Annotated in this window: 22 protein-coding genes and 1 tRNA gene; 18 read left to right on the top strand and 5 right to left on the bottom strand. The window is 42.7% G+C overall.

The annotated features are described in order from the left end of the window. Nucleotides 1-18: 18 nt before the first annotated feature. Entirely contained in the window at nucleotides 19-1,968 is a 1,950-nt protein-coding gene (gene dnaG, locus B0G85_RS06295; protein ID WP_100379613.1) for a DNA primase, read from the top strand. Nucleotides 1,969-2,185: 217 nt separating this feature from the next. Here dnaG and B0G85_RS10405 read toward each other — a convergent pair whose 3' ends face one another. Beyond that, nucleotides 2,186-2,686, bottom strand: a complete 501-nt coding sequence (locus B0G85_RS10405) for a hypothetical protein (RefSeq protein ID WP_232725972.1) — start codon at nucleotides 2,684-2,686, stop codon at nucleotides 2,186-2,188. 118 nt (nucleotides 2,687-2,804) lie between these two features. Between B0G85_RS10405 and rpoD the strand changes: the two genes are divergently transcribed. From rpoD to B0G85_RS10395, 5 genes are all read left to right on the top strand, one after another. Further along, nucleotides 2,805-4,844: an RNA polymerase sigma factor RpoD gene (gene rpoD / locus B0G85_RS06290; RefSeq protein WP_232725993.1), complete on the top strand. Its 2,040-nt coding sequence runs from the start codon at nucleotides 2,805-2,807 to the stop codon at nucleotides 4,842-4,844. Nucleotides 4,845-4,857: 13 nt separating this feature from the next. After that, a tRNA-Ile gene (locus B0G85_RS06285) sits at nucleotides 4,858-4,934 on the top strand. Nucleotides 4,935-5,271: 337 nt separating this feature from the next. Then, nucleotides 5,272-5,742, top strand: a complete 471-nt coding sequence (locus B0G85_RS06280) for an excisionase family DNA-binding protein (protein WP_100379611.1) — start codon at nucleotides 5,272-5,274, stop codon at nucleotides 5,740-5,742. A 1-nt stretch (nucleotide 5,743) separates the two neighbouring features. Continuing rightward, nucleotides 5,744-5,950, top strand: a complete 207-nt coding sequence (locus B0G85_RS10400; protein WP_232725971.1) for a hypothetical protein — start codon at nucleotides 5,744-5,746, stop codon at nucleotides 5,948-5,950. A gap of 6 nt (nucleotides 5,951-5,956) precedes the next feature. Then, nucleotides 5,957-6,325, top strand: coding sequence for a PIN domain-containing protein (locus B0G85_RS10395; protein ID WP_232725970.1), 369 nt, complete (start codon nucleotides 5,957-5,959; stop codon nucleotides 6,323-6,325). A 385-nt stretch (nucleotides 6,326-6,710) separates the two neighbouring features. On the opposite strand, the gene B0G85_RS06270 is transcribed toward B0G85_RS10395, so the two are convergent. Next, entirely contained in the window at nucleotides 6,711-7,739 is a 1,029-nt protein-coding gene (locus tag B0G85_RS06270; protein ID WP_100379610.1) for a LacI family DNA-binding transcriptional regulator, read from the bottom strand. A 225-nt stretch (nucleotides 7,740-7,964) separates the two neighbouring features. On the opposite strand from B0G85_RS06270, the gene B0G85_RS06265 reads away from it, so the two are divergent. The 12 genes from B0G85_RS06265 to infA all read left to right on the top strand — a co-directional run bounded on the left by B0G85_RS06265 (nucleotide 7,965) and on the right by infA (nucleotide 17,882). Further along, nucleotides 7,965-8,615 carry an ABC transporter permease gene (locus B0G85_RS06265; RefSeq protein WP_100379609.1) on the top strand — a complete coding sequence of 217 codons (651 nt, stop codon included), beginning with the start codon at nucleotides 7,965-7,967 and terminating at the stop codon, nucleotides 8,613-8,615. Then, the gene (locus tag B0G85_RS06260) at nucleotides 8,612-9,400 is read left to right on the top strand and encodes an ABC transporter permease (protein ID WP_100379608.1); all 789 of its coding nucleotides are present in this window, start codon (nucleotides 8,612-8,614) and stop codon (nucleotides 9,398-9,400) included. The genes B0G85_RS06265 and B0G85_RS06260 overlap by 4 nt, the downstream gene beginning before the upstream one ends. Before the next feature lie 3 nt (nucleotides 9,401-9,403). Further along, the gene (locus tag B0G85_RS06255) at nucleotides 9,404-10,201 is read left to right on the top strand and encodes an ABC transporter ATP-binding protein (RefSeq protein ID WP_100379607.1); all 798 of its coding nucleotides are present in this window, start codon (nucleotides 9,404-9,406) and stop codon (nucleotides 10,199-10,201) included. Between the two features lie 31 nt (nucleotides 10,202-10,232). Then, nucleotides 10,233-11,297 carry an ABC transporter substrate-binding protein gene (locus tag B0G85_RS06250; RefSeq protein WP_100379606.1) on the top strand — a complete coding sequence of 355 codons (1,065 nt, stop codon included), beginning with the start codon at nucleotides 10,233-10,235 and terminating at the stop codon, nucleotides 11,295-11,297. Nucleotides 11,298-11,381: 84 nt separating this feature from the next. Continuing rightward, nucleotides 11,382-12,695: a sulfopropanediol 3-dehydrogenase gene (gene hpsN / locus B0G85_RS06245; RefSeq protein ID WP_100379605.1), complete on the top strand. Its 1,314-nt coding sequence runs from the start codon at nucleotides 11,382-11,384 to the stop codon at nucleotides 12,693-12,695. Nucleotides 12,696-12,703: 8 nt separating this feature from the next. Continuing rightward, nucleotides 12,704-13,465, top strand: a complete 762-nt coding sequence (locus B0G85_RS06240; protein ID WP_100379927.1) for an SDR family NAD(P)-dependent oxidoreductase — start codon at nucleotides 12,704-12,706, stop codon at nucleotides 13,463-13,465. A gap of 9 nt (nucleotides 13,466-13,474) precedes the next feature. Then, nucleotides 13,475-14,482 (top strand): galactitol-1-phosphate 5-dehydrogenase, encoded by a 1,008-nt coding sequence (locus B0G85_RS06235; RefSeq protein ID WP_100379604.1) that lies wholly within the window; start codon nucleotides 13,475-13,477, stop codon nucleotides 14,480-14,482. 20 nt (nucleotides 14,483-14,502) lie between these two features. Then, nucleotides 14,503-15,651 (top strand): iron-containing alcohol dehydrogenase, encoded by a 1,149-nt coding sequence (locus B0G85_RS06230; protein WP_100379603.1) that lies wholly within the window; start codon nucleotides 14,503-14,505, stop codon nucleotides 15,649-15,651. 621 nt (nucleotides 15,652-16,272) lie between these two features. Beyond that, a complete protein-coding gene (locus B0G85_RS06225) occupies nucleotides 16,273-16,482 on the top strand; it encodes a TA system antitoxin ParD family protein (protein ID WP_100379602.1) in 210 nt (69 codons plus the stop codon). Beyond that, nucleotides 16,482-16,760: a type II toxin-antitoxin system RelE/ParE family toxin gene (locus B0G85_RS06220; RefSeq protein WP_100379601.1), complete on the top strand. Its 279-nt coding sequence runs from the start codon at nucleotides 16,482-16,484 to the stop codon at nucleotides 16,758-16,760. Before B0G85_RS06225 ends, B0G85_RS06220 begins: the two co-directional genes overlap by 1 nt. A 567-nt stretch (nucleotides 16,761-17,327) precedes the next feature. Further along, nucleotides 17,328-17,531 (top strand): cold-shock protein, encoded by a 204-nt coding sequence (locus B0G85_RS06215; protein ID WP_100379600.1) that lies wholly within the window; start codon nucleotides 17,328-17,330, stop codon nucleotides 17,529-17,531. Between the two features lie 90 nt (nucleotides 17,532-17,621). Further along, nucleotides 17,622-17,882 carry a translation initiation factor IF-1 gene (gene infA / locus B0G85_RS06210; RefSeq protein ID WP_100379599.1) on the top strand — a complete coding sequence of 87 codons (261 nt, stop codon included), beginning with the start codon at nucleotides 17,622-17,624 and terminating at the stop codon, nucleotides 17,880-17,882. A 53-nt stretch (nucleotides 17,883-17,935) separates the two neighbouring features. On the opposite strand, the gene B0G85_RS06205 is transcribed toward infA, so the two are convergent. The 3 genes from B0G85_RS06205 to B0G85_RS06195 are packed head-to-tail and all read right to left on the bottom strand — an operon-like array spanning nucleotide 17,936 to nucleotide 20,129. Next, nucleotides 17,936-19,426 (bottom strand): RNB domain-containing ribonuclease, encoded by a 1,491-nt coding sequence (locus B0G85_RS06205; protein ID WP_100379598.1) that lies wholly within the window; start codon nucleotides 19,424-19,426, stop codon nucleotides 17,936-17,938. 24 nt (nucleotides 19,427-19,450) lie between these two features. Continuing rightward, nucleotides 19,451-19,684: a hypothetical protein gene (locus tag B0G85_RS06200; protein ID WP_100379597.1), complete on the bottom strand. Its 234-nt coding sequence runs from the start codon at nucleotides 19,682-19,684 to the stop codon at nucleotides 19,451-19,453. 19 nt (nucleotides 19,685-19,703) lie between these two features. Continuing rightward, nucleotides 19,704-20,129: a universal stress protein gene (locus B0G85_RS06195; RefSeq protein ID WP_100379596.1), complete on the bottom strand. Its 426-nt coding sequence runs from the start codon at nucleotides 20,127-20,129 to the stop codon at nucleotides 19,704-19,706. Nucleotides 20,130-20,324: the final 195 nt, after the last annotated feature.

The following is a 20,324-nucleotide window of genomic DNA, read 5'->3' as shown; positions in this document are numbered from 1 at the left end:
AAGTCCTTATTCACCACCATGGCGCTCATCCCACAATCCTTTATCGCCGACCTCTTAAATCGGGTTGATATTGTGGAGATCGTTGGGCAGTACGTGAAGTTAAAAAAAGCGGGCGCGAATTTTCAAGGTTTGTGCCCCTTTCATGCAGAAAAATCACCCTCATTCTCGGTATCGCCCACTAAGCAGTTTTATCACTGCTTTGGTTGTGGAGCCCATGGCTCTGCCATTAGTTTCTTGATGGAGTATTCGGGGCTCGGTTATGTAGATGCGATTGAAGATTTAGCACGCTCTGCAGGTTTGGACGTTCCACGCGAAGAGCGCACTGCACATGATGTTGCTCGTCAACAGCAATCGATGGCTTTAAGTGAGGTTATGAGTAGCGCTGCAGATTGGTATCGCCAGCAATTAAAGGGCGCCACCCGTGCCGTTGACTATCTCAAAGGTCGCGGTCTGACTGGTGAGATTGCCAAACGCTATGCATTAGGTTACGCGCCAGATGGCTGGCAAGGACTTGAGGCTGTCTTTGGCACTTATGCCAATGATGAAGTAGCAAAAAACTTATTAGATGGCGGTTTGCTGATTCAGAGTGAACAGGTTGAAGGCAATTCAACGGCACGCCGCTACGATCGCTTTCGGGATCGTATTATGTTTCCGATTCGTAACCCTAAGGGTCAGACGATTGGTTTTGGTGGTCGCATCCTAGATCAAGGCGAACCTAAATACTTAAATTCACCAGAAACACCGCTGTTCTCAAAAGGCAATACGCTCTACGGACTATTTGAAGCTAGACAAGCTATTCGCGCTCAAGAATATGTGCTGGTGTGCGAGGGGTATATGGACGTTGTCGCCCTAGCTCAACTCGGCTTCCCAAATGCGGTAGCGACATTAGGCACGGCTTGCACCGCTAACCATGTACGGATGTTATTGCGCCAAGCCGATCGTGTTGTTTTCTCATTTGATGGTGACTCGGCAGGGCAACGTGCAGCGCAGCGTGCCCTGGAGGCTTGTTTGCCACTGATGTCTGATGATAAAGAAATTCGCTTTCTCTTTTTACCGACAGAGCATGACCCTGATAGCTATGTCAGAGCATACGGCGCCCCTGCTTTTGAAAAGGTCATTAAAGAGGCAATGTCTTTATCGAGCTTCTTTTTTAAGATCGTCAGCCAGGAGCATGAGCTCACTACACCAGAGGGTAGGGCACAAACCCATCATGCTGCAAAACCGCTGTTACTGTCGATGCCACCAATCGCGCTACGTACGCAAATTCTGCGTGAACTCGCTCTTCGCACCAACTCTACCCCTGCAGAGCTCGAATCTTTTTGTGGTCTGACCGTAGTTCCAGCTCCGGTGCAACAAGGCACTTACTCCAGCACCAATCAACGCGCTTCAAGCTTTCATCAAGGCAATGTCAATAATCGTACTCAGGGCGCGCCTTGGCAGGCATCCAAGGGGTCTGCTAAAAGAATAGCCACTCTGAATATTGCACCGCCACAAGCGCCAACAGATTTAGCAGAGCAGATGTTACGGGTCTTAATTCAGTTTCCGCATCTAGGAAAAGCGCTCACTCCAGATCAACGAACATTGGCTTTAAAGGCATCAGCGCTGCGCTCTGAAAAAGCGCTGGCTCTGATGCAAGATTTATTGATTCAATGCGATTTAGTAGAGCTCATTCCTAGTGAAAATGGTAAACCACCTACCGTGGGTGCGGGAGCCTTTGCCCTTTTTCAGGATCAACTTTCTCGCAGTAATCTTGCGCCTTTGTATGAGGTGCTTCGAAAGCGGGTAATGGGCTCTGATCTAGAGCTCGAGGGTGCGACTGCTGATTTGGATGGGGCATTTAAAAAGCTTGAGTTAACTCAGCTCAAAACCGAAATGACAGAGATCGCCCAAAAGATCGCTGGTAGCACCGCTTCCGATCAAGATCGGGCGCGATATCGCGAGTTAGGTGAAAGATTAAAATTCTCATAGGATTTTTCTGATTTAACCCTAGAAATACCGGAAATTTACCCCATATTTATAGAGTAACTAGGGAGTAAAAAGTCACATTCGACTATAATCCTCTATTCCAATGAAAAAACCGATTTAATTCAGCCACTTGCGCTTTATTTTGAAGAAATTTTGGGCAAGTAAACACCGTGGCTGGATACCATCAGTCGAGATCAATCATCAGCAACGTGAGTAAGCGCTAATAAATGCCCAATACTAAGAAAAAACCAGTTAAATCCGCTGCAAAAGCACCAGCTAAATCTGTTAAGGCCGCAAAGCCAGCAGTGAAAGCAAAACCGGTAGCAAAAGCGAAGGCCCCAGCAAAACCCGTTGCCAAATCCAAGGCACCAGTAAAGCCAGTGTTGAAAGCAAAAGTAAAGACACCAGCAAAACCGGTGGCAAAAGCAAAAACACCTGCTAAGTCAGCAACTAAGTCAGCATCTAAGCCAGCGGCTAAGTCAGTAGCGAAGCCAGCGGCTAAGTCAGTAGCGAAGCCTGCAGTAAAGGCTAAGGCGCCAGTCAAAATAATCAAGACTGCTGTGAAGGCGGTTACAAAGCCAGCTGCAAAAACAAAGGCTCCGGCTAAACCAGTTGCTAAGGCTGTAGCAGTAAAGGCGGTAGTGAAGGCCGCTAAAGCACCAGTAAAGCCAGTAGCAAAGTCAAATACGAAGCCTTTGGTAAAGGTAGCAAAGCCAGTCAAACCAGAGCCAATCAAAAAAGCAGCAACGGTAATCGTTGCTAAGGTAGTGGTTGAGAAGCTTGCTAAAGAACCTAAGGCACCTAAACAAACGAAAGTAGTTAAAGAGGCCAAAGCAGCAATGGAAGTTATTGAAGATGTTGTAGTTGAAGAGACTAAAAAAGGCCGCAAACCAAAAGCAGATGCTCCAGTAGAGAATGCTGAGCCAGTATTAACTGATCGCCAAAAGGCGCGCGAGCGTAAGGCAAAAGAAAAGGCACTATTAAAAGAATTTGAAGAGCAGAAGCTGGGCTCAGAAGAGCAGCAAGAGTTACGCCGTACTCGTCTGAAGAAGTTAATCAAGATGGGTAAGTCACAAGGGTATTTAACCCATGGTGAGATGAATGACGTGATGTCTGACGAGCTGTCAGACTCTGAAGCATTAGAGACGCTGATTAGCTTATTAAGTGATATCAACATCACGATTTACGAGCAAGCTCCTGATGCAGAAACACTATTGCTCAATGAAAATGCCTCTGGCGGAGCAACAGAAGAAGAGGCGGAAGAAGAGGCTGAAGCTGCTCTATCAACCGTTGACTCCGAGTTCGGGCGTACTACCGATCCAGTCCGCATGTATATGCGTGAAATGGGTACAGTAGATCTTCTGACTCGCGAAGGCGAGATCGTCATTGCGAAGAAGATTGAAGCAGGTCTAAAAGAAATGGTGATGTCCTTAGGTGCCTGTCCTGTCACTATTGGTGAAATTCTTGCTAATGCGGATAAGATCATTTCTGGTGAGATCGAGATCGATCAATTTGTTGATGGTTTAGTGGATCCAAACGCGGAAGATATCAAGCTTGGACCAGAAGTGCCAGAAGTTGACCCAGATGCGGAAGAGACTGGCGAAGAGGGCGAAGAGGAAGATGATGGCGGTGCTGGTGTTGCTACTGCAAATGCGAAACAGTTAGAAGAGCTCAAGCAAATTTCTTTAGAGAAGTTTGCGATTATTCGCACACAATCCGAAAAGATGCGCCGTGCATTTGAGAAGGAGGGTTATAACTGCCCAGCCTACATCAAGGCACAAGAATTGATTCTGAATGAGCTGTTGGGTTTCCGTTTAACAGCAAAGAGTGTCGAGAAATTATGTGACACGTTGCGCTCCCAGGTAGACCAGGTATGGAAGCTGGAACGCGGTATTGTCAGCATATTGGTAGACAAGATTGGCGTTAATCGCGGCGACGTCTTAAAAGATTTTCCAAAGATGTCAATGAATCTCGAGTGGACTACAAAGCTACTGAAAGAAAACAAGCCTTACACGGCTTTACTGCAACGTAATGTGCCTGCGATTCAAGAACTTCAGCAGAAGTTAATTGATATGCACATCCGCGTAGTGTTGCCTTTGCCAGAATTAAAAGAAGTGAATAAGCGAATGGCTGCTGGTGAGAAGCGTACTCGTGAAGCAAAGCGTGAAATGACGGTAGCTAACTTACGTTTGGTAATTTCGATTGCTAAGAAATACACCAACCGTGGCTTGCAGTTCTTGGATCTAATCCAAGAGGGCAATATCGGTTTGATGAAAGCGGTAGATAAGTTTGAATACCGTCGTGGCTATAAGTTTTCTACCTATGCTACTTGGTGGATTCGTCAGGCAATTACCCGTTCTATTGCCGATCAGGCACGTACGATTCGTATTCCAGTGCATATGATTGAAACGATTAATAAAATGAATCGTATTAGTCGTCAGATTTTGCAAGAGACTGGTCATGAGCCTGATGCTGCCACTCTAGCCCTCAAGATGGAAATTCCTGAGGACAAGATTCGCAAGATTATGAAGATTGCTAAAGAGCCAATCTCGATGGAAACTCCTATTGGCGATGATGCCGATTCTAATTTAGGTGATTTCATTGAAGACAGCAATACATTAGCTCCGGCCGAAGCAGCCCTACATGAGTCGATGCGTGACGTTGTAAAGGATGTATTAGATTCATTAACACCGCGTGAGGCTAAAGTACTGCGCATGCGTTTTGGTGTAGAAATGAGTACAGACCATACTCTTGAAGAAGTAGGTAAGCAGTTTGATGTTACGCGTGAGCGTATTCGTCAGATTGAAGCCAAGGCCTTGAGAAAGATGCGTCATCCTAGCCGTAGCGACAAACTCAAGACCTTCCTAGAGGAAGATTGATCCAAAGACTAACGGGCCCATAGCTCAGTTGGTTAGAGCAGAGGACTCATAATCCTTTGGTCCCAGGTTCAAGTCCTGGTGGGCCCACCAATAAAATCAATGACTTAGCGTGAGAACGCTAGGTCATTTTTATTAATGTGTAGTCGGTGTGTAGCAAATATGACCTCTAGACCCCAATAGATAGATGGCCCCAGCCAGGACATCTTAACTATTAGTGCATTTAACTGTACCTGAAATTAGTAATCTTCTTCATCGGCCTCCTCATCTTCAGTAGTTCCCTTATACCTTTGCATAACCCGCTATTTCCGGTATGAAGCGTTGTAAAGATGTTTCACTTATTGCACTTATTTCGTATAGTAGTATCATTATCAAATAGTTTTAGGACGCACTTAATTTTTAGGTCTCTAGGATTAAAAGGGGAATTGCGATGACTACGCTAGATAAAGCAAGACAAGTGGTGCCTCCACCAATGTCACAAAAGGATATTGAAATGGCCAGGGTTGCACAGAGATGCATTATGGAATCTCTAGATCACTCCAGAGCTGCAGCAATAACTTTAACTACAGATTCAGGAGAGCACCCTTCAGTAGATTTACCTCCAGCAGCTTTAAGATTTATTGGGCAGCTTTTAGGCGCGATGAGTGAAGGGCGGCCAATCACATTGGTTCCTTCAAAACGCGAGTTCTCTACGGTTGAGGCAGCCAACTTTATTAATGTTTCACGCCCATTCGTTATCAAAGAAATAGAGGCTGGAAGATTAAAGCATCGTATGGTCGGCACGCATCGTAGAGTTGCATTTGAAGATTTAGTTGAGTACATGAATCTTATGCAACAAAAGCAACAGTCTGCATTAGACAAAATGGCAGACAACGCACGTGAATTAGGCTTAGATTACTAAGATGGCGGGTAATGCAAGATATACCGCAGTTCTAGATGCATGCGTTCTATATCAACTAGCTATTGCAGACTCTTTAATGAGCATTGCAGTGACGGGATTATTTGCGGCTAAATGGACTACAAAAATTGAAGAAGAGTGGGTGCGGTCACTCGAGAAAGATCGCCCTGAGCTAAAGGGTAGACTTGGCAGTAGAAGAGATAATATGTGAGAGGCTGTGCCGGATTGGGAGATTTCTGAAAATGCTTGGAAATCAATTGCTATCTCTTTAGCTCTTCCAGATCCAAACGATGTTCATGTTTTAGCTGCTGCTATTGCGGGGCATGCTGATTGCATCGTTACACGAAACCATCAAGATTTTCCTGCGAGCATTATGGCTATACATGGAATAGATATTTTGGACCCAGATGAGTTTATTGTTAATCAGTGGGACTTGGAAAACGTATCCGTAATGGCAGCATTTAAAGGTATGAGGGCAAGAAGAAAAAAACCAGCTGAAAGTGTCGAGGATTTTGCTCGGACTCTCGAAAAGAATCGCTTGCCAGCTACGGCACAAAAAATTCGAGAAGCAGCAGCTCTTATTTAATACCTAAGTGTTACTTAAAGTAACGCTGGCTCACTGCACATAAGACTACACACCGACGCTGACCAACCGTAAATCACCTTTTTAAATGGTTCTATCATGGGCTTCTGCTCTCATAATCCTTTGGTCCCAGGTTCAAGTCCTGGGGGCCCACCAGAACAGCATGCCTCCATTAGAGATAGTGGGGGTTTTGTTTTTTGAGCGTTACAAGTTGTAACGGTCATTTCTTACCACTGAATACAACCTTATTGAGTAGTTTAAGGATCAACACTTTCAAACAGGGTACAAGCGTTACTTTAGGTAACGGTTATGCGACAAAATTAGTTCGTATAACGCTTGAGATTTCACGTCACCCGTATATATTCTAGAGACCAAGAGTAGACATAAATTAACACTTTGGGGCTTTCGATGTGGATTCGCGAATAATCAAATTGACATTAGTTTTAATTTTTTGGGGTAGGGAGGTAACTCTATTAATTTGTGCTGTAAGATGATTTGCGGCATTAGACCACATTCCAATAGCATCTATATGAATAGTCGTAAGGCTTGGAAGGAGATGTCTTGAAATCTCTAAATCATCAAACCCAATAATAGAAATATCCCCAGGAATATGCAGCCCCTGTTTTTGTGCTTCAAGAAGTGCCCCCAATGCCAATACATCATTACCGCAAATAATTGCAGTAATCTTGGGGTTTTTAAGTAACAATTTTTTAAATCCGAGGCGCGCTTCCTCAAGTTCATAGGGGCACTCCACTATTACCTCTTTTTTTAAATAAATTCTGCTCTCTGACAACAATTCTAGAGCTCCAACGACTCGATCATTTGCACGATCATTATTAGCGGTGATGCCTGTTAAAATTCCGAATTGCTTATGGCCTTGACTTAGTAAGTATTTAACGCCAAGCTTTATAGCTTCACGATTATCAAATCCTGAAGCATAGCCATTAAAGGGGGCGGATAATGAGCCAACATGTATGTAAGGAATATTGCGTGTTTTAAGAAGTTTTAATGCATCTCGTTGTTGGCTGGTTCCAAAGAGTGCAATACCCTCCACTCCTCTTGTAAGCAAGTTGGTTATTTGTGTAGCTTCAATAGCAGGATCATAGTTGCTACTGGCCACTAATAGTTGGTATCCCGATTGGTTTAATTGCCTTTGAAATTCCGCAAGTCCTTGTGCAAAGATGGCGTTGTCAAGTGTAGGGACCACCACACCAATTGTTCCCGAGCGCCTCAACATTAGAGAGCGAGCCCCCGCATTAGGTATGTAACCTAATTTTTTTATTACATCGCTAATTTGTTCTCTAAGAGCTTCACTTACGGTATTAGGTTGATTTATTGATCGCGATACAGTCGCAGTAGATACTTTTGCTGCAACTGCAACATCATTAATCGTGATCGATTTAATATTTTTCTTCATCTTAAACTTAGGGAAAATCCTAATTTAATTTGGTCAATTAGGGCAATTTGGTTCGCAAATTGTGGTTAGAATGAAAGCGCTTACATAATTTTAATATTCTATAAGGAATTAGAAATTTTTAGTAAATTTTCAGCCCTCTTTTTATTTTCTGTAATTTTGTTTACCACCTGGTTTGGTTTAACTGAGTGGACAGGCATTGTCTCGGGCGCAAGATTTCCATCTCCTATGGAGACTTGGAATTCATTCAAGATTATTGCAATGCAGGGCTATGGTAATGGAAAGCTCTATCAGCATATCTTGCAAAGCGTGATTTTAGTTACATCTGGTTTTTTGGTCTCATCGTCATTAGGTATTCTATTAGGTATCTTAATGGGAGCTAATAAAAAGATTGAGGCTTTTGTAAACCCAATCTTTTTGACATTAAGGCCGATTCCTCCGTTAGCTTGGATTCCATTAGCAATAGTTTGGTTGGGCCTTGGGAATTCTGCCAAGATTATGGTGATTTATGTTGCTGCATTTGTGCCAGCTGTTATTAACAGTTTCACTGGTGTTAGATCAATTGAGGCTCCTCAACGTGAGGCGGCAGCAATGCTCGGAATCGGTCGCCTTGCTTATTATCGAGAGGTTCTCATTCCAGGAGCTCTACCATTTATCTTTACAGGTCTTCGCCTCTCGCTCCAGGCTTCTTGGACTACTTTAGTAGCTGCAGAATTAGTTGGCGCAACTTTAGGGTTGGGGTCAATTCTTAATCAGGCAGCCCAAGATATAAATCCTGCCATGATTTTGGTGGGCATGATTAGTGTCGCAATTTCTGGGTGGTTGATGACTCAGCTATTGGCAAAGGCTGAGAGCTATGCTATGCCTTGGAGGGCATGATGGCAAATAATGAGTATTTAAATCGGGGTGAATCTGTACTGTGGACGAGCATGGGAATCGCGAGTTTTATTAGTTTTTGGTATTTGATGGTTACGTTAGACCTTGTTCCAAAACAATTTTTACCATACCCACATGAGGTATTGAGTAAATTCATTCATTTACTTACTGAGCCTTTTTCCGGATTTACCTTATGGACACATATTGCATCAAGTTTTCTACGATTTAGTTATGGATTCTTGTTAGCGGCATTAATTGGTATACCGCTTGGTTTATTAATGGCTTTGTCTAAGTATGCAAATCAGCTCATTACTCCATTTTTTGAAAGCATTCGATTTGTTGCGCCAATAGCCTGGGTTCCATTTGCCGCCCTTTGGTTTGGTACAGGCATTGGAGGGCCGATATTAGTGATTTTTATGGGAGCCTTCCCACCAGTACTAATAAATACCTATCGCGGTGCAATTCATGTCGATAAAAAATATCTAGAAGCGGCAAGGATGTTGGGCGCAAAAAAATTTCGTTTGATAGCTGAGGTTTTATTTCCAGCATCAATTCCTTCGATTATTGCTGGTCTCAGAATTTCTGCTGGATTAGGATGGCAATCTCTTGTTGGTGCTGAATTGATTGTTGCGTCGAGTGGGGTCGGTTACATGATGGTCAAGGGTCAGGCCAGCATTCAAACTGATATTGTAATGAGTGGAATGATTGCAATAGGGCTTATTGGATTATTGATTGATGTGCTTTTAAGGCAGGCTGAAAAGTTTGCTATTCACTATAAAGAAATTTGATTTATGGCAGATATTATTTTCGATTCAGTGCAGCGTAGTTTTAAGCAGGGCGGCAAAGAATTTCTAGCTGTCGGCGATATTAACTTTACAGTTAAAGATAAAGAATTTGTTGCTATTGTTGGTCCGTCAGGGTGCGGCAAAACGACTTGCTTGCGTATGGTTGCAGGTCTTGAAATACCAACTAAAGGAAGGATATTAGTTGGCGATAAAGAGGTGAAGGGCCCGGGGCCAGATCGCGCAGTAGTATTTCAGCAATTTGCTTTGTTTCCATGGAAAACAGTTCAGCAAAATATTCAGTTTGGCCTTAAATCCATGAGTATGAGCATCGCAGAAAAACAAGAAAAGACTGCACGTTTAGTTTCTCTTATGGGATTAGATGGGTATGAGCAAGCTTATCCCCATCAACTATCTGGTGGTATGCAGCAACGTGTGGCAATTGCTCGTGCCTATGTCTTAGAGCCAGAAGTGCTTTTGATGGATGAGCCATTTGGCGCATTAGATGCGCAAACAAGAGTTGTTATGCAGGAAGAGCTTGTAAGACTTGCTCGCAAGAATCCTAAAACAGTTTTATTTATTACTCATTCAGTTGAGGAGGCGGTTTATCTCGCAGATCGAGTAGTAGTAATGTCAAGAAGACCAGGTCTGATTCGCGATGTAATTGAGATTAAGCCTATTCGTGAAAAAGAAGGTTGGGATACATATTCTCGAATTGAGGATGTCATGGATTTAAATTCTTTTGTAAAGTTACGTAGTCAGATATGGAAGTTATTAAGGGAGCAAAGCTTGGGTGTTGATCATTGACTTATTTTTGAAATATTAAATGGAGATACAAATGCAATTAAAAAAAACATTAACTAGAGTTTTAGGGGCAACGGTACTTTTAGCAGCTAGCATAGGCTCAGTACAGGCCCAGGCTAAGCCGGCCCTCACAGAAATTAAGATTAGTTATCAACCCGCTCTATATTGGGCACTTCCTTTTTTTGTGGCAACTGAAAAAAATTGGTGGGGTGAGTTAGGTCTAAAGCCTGAATTTAGCACTTTCCCAGCAGGTGTTCCCCAGATTGCGGCTTCTGCCTCTAAATCTTGGGATGTTGGTGGTACAGGATCCGTGCCAGCGGTTCTGGGCTATGTGCGCTTTGGAATTAAAACTATTGGAATCAGTAATGACGAGTCTGCAGGAAATGCACTATTAGCTACCCCTAAGGCAGCTGAAGCGTTTGCTACAAATCCCCAATCTTTGAAGGGGCAAACAATCGTTCTTACGGGAAACTCTACAGGCGATTATGCCGTTCAGTCATGTCTTAAAAAGTACGGCTTAGCAAAAACAGATGTAGTAATTAAAAACATGGGTCAGGGTGAAATTATCTCTGCGATGTCTTCCGGTAATGCAGACTTCGGTGGTTTGTGGGCTCCGAATATTTACACATTAGAGGAAAAGGCGGGCGCTAAGGTTATATGTAGTGGAAAAGATGGAGGCGCCTTTGTTCCTGGAGCATTAATTGTTCGTGGAGACTATGCCAAAGAGAATCCACAAAATGTAGCAAAATTCCTAGCGGTTTACATGCGCACCTGGAAGTGGATGAATGCTAATAAGCCACAAGCTATTGTTATGATGAAGAAGTTCTATGAACTAGGTGGTGTGTCAATCTCTGAGGCTTCAATGAAAAAAGAGTTTGATACTCGCCCCAACTACGATCTTGCAACCGAGTTAAAAATAATGGATAGCACTAAGGGTTTATCTCAGGCTGATGTCTGGTTTAATTCTATTGCAGCATTTATGCAGTCCACTGGCGCTATTCAGGCCGTACCAGCAGCAAATGAATATCTCACCGATGAATTTTTAAAGATGGTTAACGCGGATAAGAAGCTTCGTGAATTTGCAAACAATAGTAAATAGTTTTTATTAAATCTTTCTGAAGGATGAGGGTAACCTCATTTTTCAGAAATCATGTGTAAGCGCTTACAAAATGAAAGGTTATAAATGTCTGTAAATTATTTAAAAAAAGCTGCTAAGACTCCAGAGTCAGAAACTGCAGCTGCGCAGCAAGTTGTAACTGAAATGCTCTCAAATATTGAAAAGAATGGCGAGTCCGCTGTTCGCGACTACTCTTTGAAGCTTGACAAGTGGTCCGGCGATATTGTGATGTCAAAGGAAGTAATTGACACTATCTTGATGGATGTACCAAATTCTGTAAAAAAAGATATTGATTTTGCGGTGAAGCAGGTTTATGACTTTGCTATAGCTCAGAAAAATAGTATTCATGATTTCTCTACAAGCTTACATACTGGTGTGACAGCTGGTCAAAAAGTTCTTCCTGTTAATGTTGTCGGCTGCTATGCACCTTCCGGCCGTTATGCTCATATCGCTTCTGCCTATATGACGGTAGCAACTGCAAAAGCTGCTGGGGTAAAGACAATAATTGCATGCTCTAGTCCATATCGAGGGGGCGGCATGCATCCTTATGTGCTTTATGCATTTAGAGCTGCCGGGGCAGATGTCATTATGACCTTGGGTGGAGTGCAGGCAATTGCATCAATGGCCTACGGTTTGTTTACGGGAAAGCCGGCTGATGTAGTTGTTGGTCCGGGAAACAAGTTTGTAGCGGAAGCAAAGCGCTCTCTATTTGGAAAGGTGGGAATTGATGTTTTTGCTGGCCCTTCAGAGGTTGGTGTAATTGCAGATGAGACTGCGGATCCGCAGATGGTTGCTAGTGATCTAGTTGGTCAAGCAGAGCATGGTCATGAATCTCCCGCTTGGTTATTTACAACTTCTGAGGCTTTGGCAAAAGAGGTGATGCGGCTAGTCCCTCAAATGATTGAGTCATTACCACCAACAGCCAAAGATGCTGCAGCATGTGCTTGGCGTGATTATGGTGAAGTCATCCTATGTAATACTCGAGAGGAAGTAGCAAAAATTTCAGATCAATATGCAAGTGAGCATCTAGAGGTACATGCTAAGGATTTGGACTGGTGGCTTAGTACTTTAACCTGCTACGGATCTCTATTTTTAGGCGAGGAAACTACCGTTGCTTTTGGAGACAAGACCAGTGGGCCAAATCATGTATTACCAACTAAAGGAGCTGCTAGATATTCTGGGGGACTGTCTGTTCATAAGTTTATGAAAACACTTACATGGCAGAAGATGACACGTGAGGGTAGTAAGGAGATGGCATTAGTAACAGCTAGAATTAGCCGCCTAGAGGGAATGGAGGCTCATGCTCGAACGGCTGATGATCGTTTGGCCAAGTATTTCCCTAATGAACAGTTTGATCTAGGAACTCCAGTTGAGGTATGAGTGAGCCAATGAACCAATTATTTAATTTGCACGGAAAAGTTGCCCTAGTTACGGGTGGTAGCAGTGGCTTGGGTGAGGCGATAGCATTGGCTTTAGGTTTGGCCGGTGCAGAAATTGCAATTGCAGCACGTAGGGAGGAATTGCTTACCCAGGCATCCGATCAATTAGGTGCCCAAGGAATAAAAGTCTCATCCTTTGTGGCTAATTTATCTGATCTAGAGCAACCTTTAGACCTTTCAATGCGAGTACTGGATAAGCTAGGTAAGGTTGATATTCTCATCAATGCTGCTGGTATAAACTTGCGCGAATCATTTTTGGAAGTTTCGCCGACAAGTTGGCAAGAGCAGTTGAATGTCCAACTGGCCGCACCTTTTTTTATGACTCAGGCTCTTGCACCTCAGATGAAGAAAAATGGCTGGGGAAGAGTAATTAACATAGCCTCTTTACAAAGTTACCGCGCTTTTCCAGACTGTGCTCCTTATGGTGCTGCCAAAGGTGGAATCCTTCAATTAACAAGAGCTATCGCTCAAGAGTGGTCACCATTTGGTATTACTTGCAATGCAATTGGCCCAGGGTTTTTTCCAACAGCGCTAACTACGCCAGTCTTTAGCAATTCAGAATTAGTAAATATGCATGCTAAAAAAACTGCAATTGGTCGCAATGGTCAAATGAGTGATATCAGTGGACTTGCTATTTTTTTGGCTAGTGATGCATCAGCATATGTGACAGGACAAACCATCATGCTCGATGGTGGATATACGGCGATATAAGGAAGATTAATGATGAAAGCGCTAGTTTATACCGGGCCCAATGAGATGAAAATCATGGATCAGCCTTATCCCTCTCTTGAGGCTAATGAGGCAATCATTAAAATCGAATCGGTTGGAATTTGCGGTAGTGATATGCATGCATTTCACGGACATGATCCTCGAAGAAAGCCAGGACTTGTATTGGGGCATGAATTTTCTGGGACAATCGAAGATCTTAGTTCATCTCTTTTTTCAAAGGGTCAAAGAGTTACAGGAAATCCATTGATCACCTGTGGGATTTGTGAATACTGTAGGCAAGGCAGAAACAATTTGTGCGAAAACCGTACCATGGTTGGGATGACTAGGCCTGGCGCATTTGCCCAGTATATGAGTATTCCTGCAAGCTCACTGCTTGCCATTCCTGAAAGCTTAAGCATGGATGCTGCCGCACTAACAGAGCCTGCAGCAACGGCAGTGCATGCTATTAATCTTTCAATGCGAGCATTGCATCGGCCAATTCAAGAATGCAGAGTATTAATATTGGGAGGGGGCGCTATTGGTATGTTATCGACTCTTTTGCTGAGGCATTATGGTGTTTATGATGTTACGGTGGTAGAGGTTAACCCCCTACGTCGACAAGCTATTTCGCAACATGTTAAATGCACAATAATTAATCCAATTGAGGAAAAAATAGTAGAAAACGCTTATGAGTTTGTGATGGATTGCGTTGGCTCCGCTGTGACTAGAAATTCTGCGATGGTAGCAGTGAGGCCGGGTGGCGTAATGATGCATGTTGGTTTGCAAGACTGGTCTAGTGAAATTGACATGAGAAAACTAACTCTTGCAGAAATTACACTACTTGGAACTTATACTTATTCAACTGTAGATCTTCAGGCTACAGTAAAGTTACTAGAGCAACATGCATTTGGAGACCTATCTTGGGTTGAAAAAAGATCCTTGGATGATGGCCCTGAAGCATTTGATGATTTACATGCTGGAAAAACTGCCTCAGCAAAAGTGTTGCTAAAACCTTTCTAAACTCCATTGGGTCTAAGCTAATGCAATTTGATTTTTATTCTACACACTCTATTATCGTAGAGAGAGGAGGCTCGGCCTCGCTTGCAAAAAGAGTACTCGAGCGTGGTGGTAAATCTGTACTTATTGTTACTGATGTCGGCGTTTTATCTGCGGGATTACTTGAAAAATCATTGCCACAATTTGCAGCTTTAAATCTTATTGTTCATATTTTTTCTGATGTACAGGCTGACCCCTCTGTTACAGTCATTGAGGCGGCTATTACTATTGCTCGGGAATGTAAAGCAGACTATATCGTTGGTTTTGGAGGTGGCAGCTCTATGGATGTTGCTAAGCTAGTCGCATTACTAGCCTCTGGAAAAGAGAAATTGGTAGATATTTTCGGTATTGGTATGGCTAAAGGACCACGCTTACCATTAATTCTTGTTCCCACTACAGCTGGAACGGGCTCTGAAGTCACCAAAAGCTCGGTGGTAACTGTCAGTGAAAGTGAAAAAAAAGGTGTTCTATCACCTATTCTGTTGCCAGATTTAGCACTCTTAGATGCAGAACTTACACTTCGGCTTCCTGCGCACATAACGGCTGCCACTGGAATTGATGCGATGGTCCATGCAATTGAGGCCTTTACAACAAAACACTTAAAAAATCCAATATCTGATTGCATGGCGAGAGAAGCATTACGACTACTATCAAACAATATACATAAAGCAGTTGAATCTGGGGGCGACATCATTGCACGCGAAAATATGTTGCTAGGAGCATGTCTTGCAGGCATTGCCTTTACTAATGCTCCCGTAGCAGGTGTTCATGCATTAGCCTATCCACTTGGCGCAAGATTTCATATACCTCATGGCCTATCAAATTCTTTAATGTTGGCGCCTGTGATGCGCTTTAATATCAATGTTGCGCACTCAATGTATTCAGAGCTTGGTAAGATTATTAAGCCAGGCTTGCAAGGCTCAACTCTTGAGCAAGCAGAAGAATTAACTGACTATCTGGGTGATTTAGCTGGTCAGTTAGGCTTGCCACAACATTTGACAGAGTTTGGGATTGCTGAAAATGATATTGATCAGCTAGCGAGTGACGCTATGTTGCAGACTCGTTTACTTATAAATAGTCCTCGTGAAATTAATTTGAGTGATGCTGTAAATCTTTATCGAGAAGCTTTGTAGATTTTATAAAAAATATATCCATATTTTTGAATTTATTTTTTGAACTGATGGGTAGGGCGGAGCTCGAGATCAAGATCGAAAATTTTTGACGCAACCGTTACAACCTGTAACGGTGCTAAGGGTAAGTTAGGTGCTAGATGGCGGCTGTCAAAAATCAGTAGTTCAGAAAATCTTAGCAATGATCACCTAGTCACGCTACATCCAACTAATCACTACACAAAACGCTACACATCGATATTTAGGAGACGTAACCTCTTGAAATCCTAGTCGTTTTCTTTGAGTATCTGCTCTCATAATCCTTTGGTCCCAGGTTCAAGTCCTGGTGGGCCCACCAGAAAAGCAAACCCCCATTAGAGATAGTGGGGGTTTTGTTTTTTGACCGTTACAACTTGTAACGGTCATACCTAGGCACTGAATACAACCATATTGAGTAGTTTTAGGATTGATTGATTCGGGCAGCAAAGTGAGTGATGACTATCAAAGCAAGAAGCTAGCGAAAAAGATCTAAGACATTTATGCCGCCTCTAGCTCCTATTCAGAGGCCGCTTGATTGCTATCTTTAAAAAAGTTCCCAAAAGGAACTCATTAAGCTATAATGGAACCATCTAATGGAGAATTGCTATGTCTATTAATGTGAAATTATCAGAAAACCTGGTTGAGCAAGCTAAGGTGTATGCAAGTATTGAGCATCGTTCAGTGCCCAAGCAGATTGAGTATTGGTCGCAAATTGGCAAGATCGCCCAAGAAAATCCAGATCTACCGTTTTCTTTAATTCGTGCGATCTTGATTGCAGATCAAGAGCCCGTGATTGGTGAGTACGTTTTTAGTTAATGCGCTTACTTGTTACGGCTAGCTTTGCAAGGGCTACTAAAAAACTGCATGCTCCACAAAAAGTAGACCTGGATACGGTGCTTAAACGTATTTGTAAGGACCCATCTATTGGGGAGGCGAAGGTAGGTGATTTGCTGGGGGTCTATGTTTATAAATTTAAAATATCTCAGCAACAGGTTTTATTAGCCTATCGTGTTTTGGATCAAGAAAGCATTAAGCTTTTAACATTTGGTCCGCATGAAAACTTTTATCGGGATTTAAAGCGTCAAGACGAATAGCCTTTTTAAACTCATAGCGAAAGTTGTGCCTTATGCGCGGAAACTGCATAAGGGATGGTGTCAAATTCGGTGAAAGCTAAAGGTAGCTCAAGTATTGATTATCCAAGCCAACGCCGAGCCAAGCTTCAGCATGAAAGTGCTGTTGAAGGTGTAGACACTAGACGGCACCCATCTAAGTAAGGATTTATCAATTATTATTTGATGAAGGCATAGTCCAGGGAGTAGTGAAAGCTACACAAACCGGAATCCTTTGGTCCTAGGTTCAAGTTCTGGTGGGCTCACCAGAAAAGCATGCCCTCATCAGAAATGGCGAGGGTTTTATCTTTTGAGCGTGACCCTATATCGCCCTTACAGCTAGTCCTGAGGGCGGTTCACCCTGAATAAACACAGTTTTTATTGGGATAGAGTAAAATGTCAACAGCGATCTTCAAGCTAATAGTGTTGTTGTACTAGTGATTAATACCGCAGTCTTGCGATAGTTTTTCTCAGCATTTCCCCGCCATTCTTGACTTTCGCCCTATGTGGGGCATAGCCTCCTTTTTTTATTTTTTTAAGGAATAGTCAGATATGGCAAACGGAATTGTGAAATGGTTTAACGACGCTAAAGGTTTTGGTTTTATTACCCCTGATGCTGGTGGTGAAGATCTATTTGCTCATTTTTCAGCAATTAATAGCAGTGGCTTTAAATCATTGGCTGAAGGCCAGCGAGTTACTTTCGATGAAACGATGGGACCAAAAGGTAAGCAGGCTTCAAATATTCAACCAGCTTAATAAGTTAAGCGAATCTAAGACTTTAATAAGTCGCCTCTTAAAAAGCCCAGTTTTGCTGGGCTTTTTAATTTCCACTCTAGAAAGAATGAAATGGCAAAAGAAGAATTATTAGAAATGGACGGGATGGTTGATGAGATTCTGCCTGATTCTCGCTTTAAGGTGACTCTCGAAAATGGCCATCAGTTGATTGCCTATACCGCCGGCAAGATGAAGAAAAATCACATTCGTATATTAGCTGGCGATAAGGTCACTTTAGAAGTCTCTATGTATGACTTAAATAAAGGCCGAATTACTTTTCGCCATCTTGAGAAACGACAGAATGTCATCAGCAGGCCCATTAGGCATTATTAATTGTCAGGATAATCCTCCCTGGGCCTACTTGATTTAAAAGTCGAATTTTTAAATTATTTACTTGCCAGTGCGAAGTTAATAAAGCCCATCTCAACATTGGTAGAAACTAGCTGCACATGTACCTTTCTACCAATGTCGACTAGTTGAGTACGACTCATCAGCATGCCTTCTGCCGGGGGATTAAAGATGCGAACCCAACCATTATTGGGTGCTATGCCGGTAATGATGCCATCGAAAGTTTTGCCAATATAAGGCTCTAAAAAGAGGGCAGCCTCTGATTTTCTAACTCTGCGCTCTACCTTACGGATAGCATCTTCTTGCTTAGTACAGTGCTCTGCCAACCCTTGCAATTCTTTGGTTTCATATGCAAGAGGTTTTCTTTGAAGAATGCTTTTAATCATTCTGAGGGTAATCAGATCTGGATAGCGTCTATTAGGCGCTGTTGAGTGGGTGTAGTCTTGTACGGCTAGTCCAAAGTGACCAATGGCTTCAGCCCCAGGTCTTTCAAGTACGTATTCGCCTGGCCCCATGAGCTTAACAACGACTAAAGAGAGATCTGGAAAGCGGATTGGGTCTACCTTTAATCTTCTGGCTAGAAATTCAGATAAAGCTCTGGAGTCAGGATCAGCTGGTAAGGTATCGCCATATTGTCTTGCAAGCTCAACGATTCGAAGCCAACGATCTGGACTGCGAACGACTCTTCGTAAGGAGGGCACTTGATGCTTAAGGAGAAAGTGTGCCGTACTTTCATTAACGGCGATCATGAACTCTTCAATCAGTTGACGGCCGCGATTTTGGACTTGCTCCTGAATACCCACAATTTTATTATTCTTGAAAATTGCCTTAGGCTGAAAGATCTCCAAATGTAGTGAACCAGCATCATGTCGTCTTTTACGTAGCAGTTGGGCCACTCGATCTTGAGCCCGTAGTTGCTCTTCCATACCCTTAACGCTACATAGGGCTGCAGGAGCTGAACCTATTCCTTCAATCCAAGCAGAGATAGCGTCATAAGCTAACTTAGCTCTGTTCATGACTTTAGCTCTATAAATAAGCGATTCTTGAACTATCCCATCTTTGGAGATAATCATTTCTGTGACTAAGGCTAGGCGAACCTCGTCTGGATTTAAAGAGCTAAGGTTGGTAGATAGCTTTTCAGGGAGCATTGGAAAGATGCGCGCAGAGGTGTAGACCGAAGCAGTATTAATTTTGGCATGATCATCGATGGGAGAATCTTTCTTGATCAGCACATCAACATCTGCAATCGCTACCAATATCTTGGTAGTACCGTCTGGGAGTGCTATTGATACAGTGAGTTGATCTAAGTCCTTGGAGTCATCATTGTCTAAAGAGCACCACAGTAAATCAGTGAGATCTTGAATGGATGGATCATCATCTTGCCCAGGCGCGGCAATCAAATCGAGCTGATTGTGCACTTCCGGAGAAAATTCAGGCTCTAGGCCGCGCTCTTGCATGGCAATGCTGGCAATATGCGCTAGATCGGCACGAGTAAATTGATGGTGGCGATGCGAGCTTATCTTAGTCATATCTTTGGGTCGGTTAAACCGTAGTTAGCGATATTTTTTAGCCAGAGCCTCTAATTCAAAAGGCTGGTTAGCAGATCTGAGATCATCAAGCTCTGAAATGAGTTTTTGAAGTTGAGCACTTTTTAGTGGTCTTAATTTATCCTTACTAAAACCATACTGATCAACCAAAGACCGTATTCGGGCTTGATGAATTTGATATCGAATAAGCCAATAGAGTCCAAAGAGAAGTGGAGAAAATAATAATAAGAAAAGACTCATGGCCCTGGCTAAATTGGGACTACTTAATTAAAAGAACTGGCTGCTTAGCCAAGCTTGAAACCCTTTGCGTTACAGAACCTAAAATAACGTCCGCAATCCCAGTGCGTCCCTTACCCCCCATGATGATGAGATCAAATTTACCTTTGTTGGCAAAGTTCACTATCGATTCAGAAATATGTCCCAGCTCAATAACAAAGCTGTGCTTAATACCAGAATCATTCAAAATCTTTTGGGTTGGCTTTAGTTCTTTTTGACTTGTCTCAATAAGGTAATTTTCAACCTCAGTTTTGCCAACAAAATTCTTAATGCGATTTAATGGCTCGTCATCATGAACATTGATTAAGGTCAGTGTAGGCTTTTTCTCAAGCTGTTTCGCTAGAGTTATAGCGTACTTTACAGCCTTGAGGGAAGTTTTGGAGCCATCAACGGCAACTAATATTTTCATTTTTTTTCCTTTTCTAGTAACCACTCTACTAGCTTATCCTCCTTCAATTGTTAAGTAAAGTGATGATAAAAATTAAATAGCTATAGTATTTTTTATAGTTCTTGAATACCGCCTCCAGTTAAAATTGCAAAGTAGTAGATTATTGATTCACCTTGTTTGCGATTTATCTGGTTACCACCGATAGCCCAATCTACA

This window comes from Polynucleobacter brandtiae (genome assembly GCF_002797575.1).
GTDB classification, from domain to species: domain Bacteria; phylum Pseudomonadota; class Gammaproteobacteria; order Burkholderiales; family Burkholderiaceae; genus Polynucleobacter; species Polynucleobacter brandtiae.
Note: the sequence above shows the minus strand (reverse complement) of the source record. Positions and strands in the feature narration are given on the sequence as shown.

What these genes read in the sequence shown, in the direction of transcription:
- rpoD (WP_232725993.1), top strand. Translation starts at nt 2,805, where the DNA reads ATGGAAGTTATTGAAGATGTTGTAGTTGAAGAGACTAAAAAAGGCCGC.
- dnaG (WP_100379613.1), top strand. Translation starts at nt 19, where the DNA reads ATGGCGCTCATCCCACAATCCTTTATCGCCGACCTCTTAAATCGGGTT.
- B0G85_RS06270 (WP_100379610.1), bottom strand. Translation starts at nt 7,739, where the DNA reads ATGAAGAAAAATATTAAATCGATCACGATTAATGATGTTGCAGTTGCA.
- B0G85_RS06255 (WP_100379607.1), top strand. Translation starts at nt 9,404, where the DNA reads ATGGCAGATATTATTTTCGATTCAGTGCAGCGTAGTTTTAAGCAGGGC.
- B0G85_RS06220 (WP_100379601.1), top strand. Translation starts at nt 16,482, where the DNA reads ATGCGCTTACTTGTTACGGCTAGCTTTGCAAGGGCTACTAAAAAACTG.
- hpsN (WP_100379605.1), top strand. Translation starts at nt 11,382, where the DNA reads ATGTCTGTAAATTATTTAAAAAAAGCTGCTAAGACTCCAGAGTCAGAA.
- B0G85_RS06230 (WP_100379603.1), top strand. Translation starts at nt 14,503, where the DNA reads ATGCAATTTGATTTTTATTCTACACACTCTATTATCGTAGAGAGAGGA.
- B0G85_RS06205 (WP_100379598.1), bottom strand. Translation starts at nt 19,426, where the DNA reads ATGACTAAGATAAGCTCGCATCGCCACCATCAATTTACTCGTGCCGAT.
- B0G85_RS06250 (WP_100379606.1), top strand. Translation starts at nt 10,233, where the DNA reads ATGCAATTAAAAAAAACATTAACTAGAGTTTTAGGGGCAACGGTACTT.
- B0G85_RS06240 (WP_100379927.1), top strand. Translation starts at nt 12,704, where the DNA reads ATGAACCAATTATTTAATTTGCACGGAAAAGTTGCCCTAGTTACGGGT.
- B0G85_RS06225 (WP_100379602.1), top strand. Translation starts at nt 16,273, where the DNA reads ATGTCTATTAATGTGAAATTATCAGAAAACCTGGTTGAGCAAGCTAAG.
- B0G85_RS06215 (WP_100379600.1), top strand. Translation starts at nt 17,328, where the DNA reads ATGGCAAACGGAATTGTGAAATGGTTTAACGACGCTAAAGGTTTTGGT.
- B0G85_RS06265 (WP_100379609.1), top strand. Translation starts at nt 7,965, where the DNA reads ATGGAGACTTGGAATTCATTCAAGATTATTGCAATGCAGGGCTATGGT.
- B0G85_RS06235 (WP_100379604.1), top strand. Translation starts at nt 13,475, where the DNA reads ATGATGAAAGCGCTAGTTTATACCGGGCCCAATGAGATGAAAATCATG.
- B0G85_RS06260 (WP_100379608.1), top strand. Translation starts at nt 8,612, where the DNA reads ATGATGGCAAATAATGAGTATTTAAATCGGGGTGAATCTGTACTGTGG.
- B0G85_RS06200 (WP_100379597.1), bottom strand. Translation starts at nt 19,684, where the DNA reads ATGAGTCTTTTCTTATTATTATTTTCTCCACTTCTCTTTGGACTCTAT.
- B0G85_RS10400 (WP_232725971.1), top strand. Translation starts at nt 5,744, where the DNA reads ATGGCGGGTAATGCAAGATATACCGCAGTTCTAGATGCATGCGTTCTA.
- B0G85_RS06280 (WP_100379611.1), top strand. Translation starts at nt 5,272, where the DNA reads ATGACTACGCTAGATAAAGCAAGACAAGTGGTGCCTCCACCAATGTCA.
- B0G85_RS06195 (WP_100379596.1), bottom strand. Translation starts at nt 20,129, where the DNA reads ATGAAAATATTAGTTGCCGTTGATGGCTCCAAAACTTCCCTCAAGGCT.
- infA (WP_100379599.1), top strand. Translation starts at nt 17,622, where the DNA reads ATGGCAAAAGAAGAATTATTAGAAATGGACGGGATGGTTGATGAGATT.